This is a genomic window from Ornithinimicrobium kibberense, from assembly GCF_006519705.1.
GTDB lineage: Bacteria > Actinomycetota > Actinomycetes > Actinomycetales > Dermatophilaceae > Ornithinicoccus > Ornithinicoccus kibberensis.
This window is the reverse complement of the sequence record NZ_VFXM01000002.1, coordinates 281061-287645: the sequence shown is the minus strand read 5'-3', so window position 1 is coordinate 287645 and position 6585 is coordinate 281061. Positions and strand designations below refer to the sequence as shown.

The 6585-nt window shown below is 72.9% G+C and carries 6 protein-coding genes; 1 reads left to right on the top strand and 5 read right to left on the bottom strand.

Annotated features, from left to right (window positions below; all coding sequences use genetic code 11):
• The coding region (locus FJR00_RS16195) for a hypothetical protein (protein WP_238330265.1) at positions 1–184 on the bottom strand (184 nt) is incomplete at its 3' end.
• 394 nt (positions 185–578) lie between these two features.
• Here FJR00_RS16195 and leuA point away from each other — a divergent pair.
• Positions 579–2255 carry a 2-isopropylmalate synthase gene (gene leuA, locus FJR00_RS02815; protein WP_181409472.1) on the top strand — a complete coding sequence of 559 codons (1677 nt, stop codon included), beginning with the start codon at positions 579–581 and terminating at the stop codon, positions 2253–2255.
• A 21-nt stretch (positions 2256–2276) separates the two neighbouring features.
• Here leuA and FJR00_RS02810 read toward each other — a convergent pair whose 3' ends face one another.
• From FJR00_RS02810 to glmS, 4 genes are read right to left on the bottom strand one after another with little or no spacing between them, the layout of a single operon-like run.
• Complete coding sequence (locus FJR00_RS02810; RefSeq protein WP_141337358.1) at positions 2277–2735, bottom strand: VOC family protein; 459 nt, start codon at positions 2733–2735, stop codon at positions 2277–2279.
• A gap of 25 nt (positions 2736–2760) precedes the next feature.
• Positions 2761–4284 (bottom strand): NAD(P)H-hydrate epimerase, encoded by a 1524-nt coding sequence (locus FJR00_RS02805; protein ID WP_141337357.1) that lies wholly within the window; start codon positions 4282–4284, stop codon positions 2761–2763.
• Positions 4285–4332: 48 nt separating this feature from the next.
• A complete protein-coding gene (locus FJR00_RS02800) occupies positions 4333–4689 on the bottom strand; it encodes a holo-ACP synthase (RefSeq protein ID WP_075957453.1) in 357 nt (118 codons plus the stop codon).
• Between the two features lie 10 nt (positions 4690–4699).
• Positions 4700–6559: a glutamine--fructose-6-phosphate transaminase (isomerizing) gene (glmS, locus tag FJR00_RS02795; RefSeq protein ID WP_141337356.1), complete on the bottom strand. Its 1860-nt coding sequence runs from the start codon at positions 6557–6559 to the stop codon at positions 4700–4702.
• Between the last annotated feature and the right edge of the window lie 26 nt (positions 6560–6585).

Here is a 6585-nt window from a genome sequence, read left to right as displayed (position 1 = left end):
GATCCCGGGCCAGGACATCGACGTAGCCGTCGCTCGCGGTGGAAGCCTGGGGGACGACGGCGCCGATGGACGACGTCTGGGAGGGTGAGGCGACTCCCGTTGTCGGTCCGACGATGGCCGGCACCATCAGGCCAAGGATCGCAAACACGACGACGAGGAGAGGACGAACCCCGAAGGTCCTCATATGTCGACAGTAGGCCTACGACGCCCGACCCACAAGGGGTCAAGTTTGCGGGTGCCCGCACCACAGCGTCCGCAACCAGGCCCAGCTGGGAAACTGCCCCCCTGTGACGAGCGCCACCTTGACCCGGCGTCACGTCGGTGGGCTAGAGTGCCACCCAATGACTGCTCTGCTCCTCCTTCCGCGCCGCAGCGAGACCTCCTAGGTCCGGCCCTCGCTGCGGAGTCGCGCTGTCCACGGACCGACAGCACCCGAAGACCCCAGCGAGAAGGAACCAGACCGGATGAGCATCCAGACCCAGACCTCCCCCCAGGACGTCGACGCGGCCGTACCCACCACCGACGGCACCGGCCGGGCCACCCACGTCGTCGAGCGCAACCCCCAGCAGCCCAGCGGCATGCCCGTGGAGCGCTACACGGCATACCCCCCGGTGGACCTGCCGGACCGCACCTGGCCGGGGCGCACGATCACGCAGGCCCCCCGGTGGTGCGCGGTCGACCTGCGCGACGGCAACCAGGCGCTCATCGACCCGATGACCCCCGACCGCAAGCGCCGGATGTTCGAGCTGCTGGTCCGGATGGGCTACAAGGAGATCGAGGTCGGCTTCCCCGCCGCCAGCCAGACCGACTTCGACTTCGTGCGGATGCTCATCGAGGAGGACCTGATCCCCGACGACGTGGTCATCCAGGTGCTGACCCAGGCCCGCGAGCACCTCATCGAGCGCACCTACGAGGCGATCGCCGGGGCCAAGCAGGCCATCGTCCACCTCTACAACTCCACGTCCACCCTGCAGCGCCGGGTCGTCTTCCGGGCGAGCGAGGACGAGATCGTCGACATCGCCGTCCAGGGCGCGCGCATCTGCAAGAAGTACGAGGAGCAGCTGCCGCCCGGCACCGAGATCTACTACCAGTACTCCCCCGAGTCCTACACCGGCACCGAGCTGGAGTATGCGGTGCGCGTGTGCAACGCGGTCATGGAGGAGTTCGTCCCCACCCCGGAGAAGCCGGTCATCATCAACCTACCGGCCACGGTGGAGATGGCCACCCCCAACGTCTACGCCGACTCCATCGAGTGGATGAGCCGCCACCTGAACCACCGCGAGAACGTCATCCTGTCGCTGCACCCGCACAACGACCGGGGCACCGGGGTCGCCGCGGCCGAGCTGGGCTACCTCGCCGGGGCCGACCGGATCGAGGGCTGCCTGTTCGGCAACGGCGAGCGCACCGGCAACGTCTGCCTGGTGACGCTGGGCATGAACATGTTCACCCAGGGGGTGGACCCGCAGATCGACTTCTCCGACATCGACGAGGTCCGGCGCACCGTCGAGCACTGCAACCAGCTGCCGGTGCCCGAGCGCCACCCCTACGGCGGCGACCTGGTCTTCACCGCCTTCTCCGGCAGCCACCAGGACGCGATCAAGAAGGGCCTGGAGGCCTTGGAGGCCGAGGCCGCCGAGATCGGGGTGCCGGTGGAGCAGCACCGCTGGGAGGTGCCCTACCTGCCGGTCGACCCCAAGGACATCGGGCGCAGCTACGAGGCCGTCATCCGGGTCAACAGCCAGTCCGGCAAGGGCGGCGTGGCCTACGTGATGAAGTCCGAGCACAAGCTGGACCTGCCGCGACGGCTGCAGATCGAGTTCAGCGGCGCCGTGCAGCGGCACACCGACACCGAGGGCGGGGAGATGAGCCCGGGCCAGATCTGGGCCGCCTTCCAGCACGAGTACCTCGAGCAGGACGGCCCCCTGGTGCTGCACGACTTCACCAACACCCACGACGAGGAGGGCCGGGTGCGGCTGCACGCCCGGGTCACCGTCGACGGCGAGGACCATGAGATCGACGCCGAGGGCAACGGCCCGATCGACGCCTTCGTGGAGGGGCTGACCGGGCTGGGGATCGACGTGCGGGTCCTGGACTACTCCGAGCACGCGCTGTCGGCGGGCGAGGACGCGTATGCCGCCGCCTACGTCGAGTGCGCCATCGCCGGCGAGGTGCGCTGGGGCGTGGGCATCCACCCCAACACGGTCCGGGCGGCGCTGCACGCGGTGTGCAGCGCGGTCAACCGGCCGGGTCGCTGACGGGCCGGGCGGCCGGGGCGGTCAGCCCCGGCCGTCGCCCAGCAGCGTGGCCCCGTCCTCGGAGAAGGACCAGTAGGGGTTGTAGGCGATCTCCCACACGTGCCCGTCCGGGTCGGTGAACACCCCGGAGTAGCCGCCCCAGAACCGGCTGCACGGCACGCGCAGCACCTCGGCGCCCGCACTCACGGCCGAGGCGAACTGCTCGTCGACGTCCGCCGCGCTGGCCACGTTGAGCCCGAGCACCTTGCCGCCCCACCCGTCCCCGCTGCCGGGGGTGTCCTCGGTGTCGTCCTCGATGTCGATGCCGGAGTCGACGGCCAGCGCCTGCCGGTCCCACAGCGCCACGACCATGCCACCGGTCTGGAAGAAGACGATGTGCTCCGGCGACGGGCCCGGCTGCCAGCCGAGCGCGGTGTAGAAGTCGCGGGCGCGGTCCATGTCGGACACGCCGAGGGTCACCAGGGAGAGACGCTGATCCATGCCGTCAACCTAGCAACCGCCCACCTCACCGCCCTCGGGGAGCCGTCCCGGCGAGCAGGTCCGCCACCGCGAGGGGGATGGCGTGGGCGACGCCGAGCGCGCGCACCGGCCCTCCCGGGGTGGCCCGGGAGGCGGCGGTGCCGTGGACGAGGGCCGCGAGCGAGCCGGCCTCCAGCGGGGCCAGCCCGGCGGCCAGGAGGACGCCGGCGAGCCCGGCGAGGACGTCACCGGCCCCGGCGGTGGCCAGCCACGGCGGGGCGTCCGCCTGGCTGCGGACCGGGACGGCGGGGTCCGGGGTGACGACGAGCGTCGTGGCGCCCTTGAGCAGGACCGTGCACCCGGTCAGCACCGCGGCGCGGCGGGCGTGGGCCAGGGGCGCCTGCTCGACCTGCTCCCGGGTGACCTCCTCACCGTCCGCCACCGTGCCCAGCAGCCGGGCCAGCTCGCCGGCGTGCGGCGTGAGGAGGGTCGGCGCCGTCCGTCGGTGGCCGGCGGCCAGCCACCGGCCGAGCAGCTCCAGCCCACCGGCGTCGACGAGGAGCGGAAGGTCCTGCGCGAACGACCCGGTCACCCGGTCGACCTGGTCGTCCTCGCCGTCGGGCCGGTCGACCCCCCGCGCGTCGACGCCCGGCCCGACCACCATGGCCTGGACCCGACCGGGGCCGGGCACGACCTCGGGGCAGGAGGCCAGGACCAGGTCGGCGGCGCGGGGCGGCCCCAGGTAGCGCACCATGCCGGCACCGGCCTCCACGGCCGCGGTGCAGCACAGGACGGCGGCCCCCGGGTAGTCGTCGCTGCCGGCGACCACGCCCAGGACGCCCCGGGAGTACTTGTGGTCGGTGGCGTCGGGCACCGGCCAGCGGCCGGCGACGTCGGCGGGCTCGAGCCGCTCCACGACCGGGCGCTCGCCGGCCAGCTCCGGCGTCAGGCCGATGTCGACGACGCGGAGGCGGCCGACCGCCGGCGCCGTGGCCGGCAGCAGGTGGACCGGCTTGGCCACGCCGAAGGTCACCGTCTCGTCGGCCCGGACCCGGGGGCCCTGCGGGTCCTCCCCGGCCGGGTCGGCCCCGCTGGGCAGGTCGACGCCGACGATGTATGCGGTGCCCGGCACCGCCGCGACGGCGGCGGCCATCGCCCCCCGCAGGCCGGGGCGGCCCCCGATCCCGAGCAGCCCGTCGACGACGAGGTCGGCGGCCGCCAGCGCCTCGCGGGCACGGGCGGGCAGCTGCCCGGCGTCCGGTGCGACCTCGACCACCTCCACCCCGGCCTCGCGGGCCGCCGTCGCCCCGTCGGCGTGCAGCCGGGCGGCGACGCCGACCACGGTGACCTGGAGGCCGTCCAGGAGGGAGGCGGCCCACAGCGCGTCGCCCCCGTTGTCCCCCGGCCCGGCGAGCACGACCACCGACCTGGCCCCCAGCTCCTGCGCCCGGTCCCGCACGACCTGGGCCAGGGCGCGGGCGGCCCGCTGCATGAGGGCCCCCGGCGGCAGGCCGGCCCGCACCCGGTCCTCGACGACGCGGACGGTCGCGACGTCATACCCCTCGATCATGCGTGCCTCCTCGTGCCGGTGCGGTCGGTCCGGGCAGGACGTCCCCGTCTAGTCCGTGCCCTCCGCGACCACGACCGCCGAGGCCACCCCGGCGTCGTGCGAGAGGGACACGTGCAGGTGCGCCACACCCAGCTCGTCGGCCCGGGCCCGGACCGTGCCCTGGGTGCGCAGGTGGGGTCGGCCGGTGCTGTCGCGCACCACCCAGGCGTCGGTCCAGCTGAGGCCGACGGGCGCGCCGAGCGCCTTGGCGAGCGCCTCCTTGGCCGCGAACCGGGCCGCCAGGGACTCGGGGCGCAGGCCCAGCTCCTCGTCGGTGAACAGGCGCGGACCCAGCCGAGGAGTCTCCTGCAGCCGGCGGGCGAACCGGTCGATGTCCACCACGTCGATGCCCACCCCGACGATCATCGCGCCCGGGTCACTCGACGGTGACGGACTTGGCCAGGTTGCGGGGCTGGTCGACGTCCAGGCCCTTGGCGGTCGACAGGTGCAGCGCGAACACCTGCAGCGGCACGACCGTCAGCAGCGGCGCCAGCAGCGGGGAGGTGCGCGGCACCCTGATCACCTCGTCCGCGAACGGGACCACGTCCTCGTCGCCCTCCTCGGCGATGACGAGCGTGCGCGCGCCCCGGGCCCGGATCTCCTGGATGTTGGAGACCACCTTGCCGTGGAGGCCGTGCTCGCTGTCCGGGGAGGGCACGATGACGAAGACCGGCTGCCCCGGCTCGATGAGGGCGATGGGGCCATGCTTGAGCTCGCCGGCGGCGAACCCCTCGGCGTGGATGTAGGCCAGCTCCTTGAGCTTGAGCGCCCCCTCCATGGCGACGGGGTAGCCCACGTGCCGGCCCAGGAAGAGCACCGAGCGGGAGTCGGCCATGAAGTAGGCGATCTCCTTGACCCGGTCCATCGTGGTGAGCAGCTCCTCGATCTTGGCCGGTACCCCCTGCAGCTCGGCCATGATCTCGGCGGCGTCGCGGCCGTAGCTCTCCCCGCGCAGCGAGGCCAGGTAGAGGCCGAGGATGTAGCTGGCGGTGATCTGCGCCAGGAAGGCCTTCGTCGAGGCCACGGCGATCTCCGGACCGGCGTGCGTGTAGAGCACGGCGTCGGACTCCCGCGGGATGGTCGACCCGTGCGTGTTGCAGATGGAGACCGTCTTGGCGCCGAGCTCCTTGGCGTGGCGCACGGCCATGAGGGTGTCCATGGTCTCGCCGGACTGGGAGATGGACACCACGAGGGTGTGGCCGTCGATCACCGGGTCGCGGTACCGGAACTCGTGGGCGAGCTCGACCTCAACCGGGATCCGGGTCCAGCGCTCGATGGCGTACTTGGCCACCATCCCGGCGTAGGCCGCGGTGCCGCACGCGACGATGACGATCTTGGTGACCGCCCGCAGCTCGTCCTCCTCGATGTGCAGCTCGTCGAGGCGCAGGTTGCCGTCGGCGTCCGTGCGGCCCAGGAGGGTGTCGGCGACCGCGTGCGGCTGGTCGTTGATCTCCTTCTCCATGAAGGTGTCGTAGCCGCTCTTCTCGGCGGCCGCCGCGTCCCAGGTGACCTCGTAGGCCTTGCCGTCGGAGGGGGTGCCGTCGAAGTTGGTCACCTCGTAGGTGTCCGGGGTGATCGTCACGATCTGGTCCTGGCCCAGCTCGAGGGCGTGCCGGGTGTGGCCGATGAAGGCGGCCACGTCCGAGCCCAGGAAGTTCTCGCCCTCCCCCAGCCCGACGACCAGGGGCGAGTTGCGGCGCGCCCCCACCACGGTGTGCGGCTGGTCGGCGTGCACCGCGAGGAGGGTGAAGGCGCCCTCGAGACCGGCGACCACCTCGCGCATGGCCGCGGTCAGGTCGCCGGTGCGGGCGAAGGCCTCGTCCAGCAGGTGGGCCACGACCTCGGTGTCCGTCTCGGAGGTGAACTCCACCCCCTGCTGCGCCAGGGAGGTCTTCAGCGCGTGGAAGTTCTCGATGATGCCGTTGTGGACGAGGGCCAGCTTGCCGTCGCGGCCGCCCCGGTGGGGGTGGGCGTTCTGGTCGGTCGGCCCGCCGTGGGTCGCCCACCGGGTGTGGCCGATGGCGGTGGCGGTGTCCGGGACGGGCGCGTCCACCAGGGCGGACCGCAGGTTGGCCAGCTTGCCGGCCCGCTTGCGGGTCTGGACCGCACCGTCGTCGACGACGGCCACCCCGGCCGAGTCGTAGCCGCGGTACTCCAGGCGGCCCAGGCCCTCCATCACCACGTCCAGCGCCGTGCCGTCCGCACGGGGGCCCACGTATCCCACGATTCCACACATGCGCCCAAGCGTACGTCCTGGCCTGC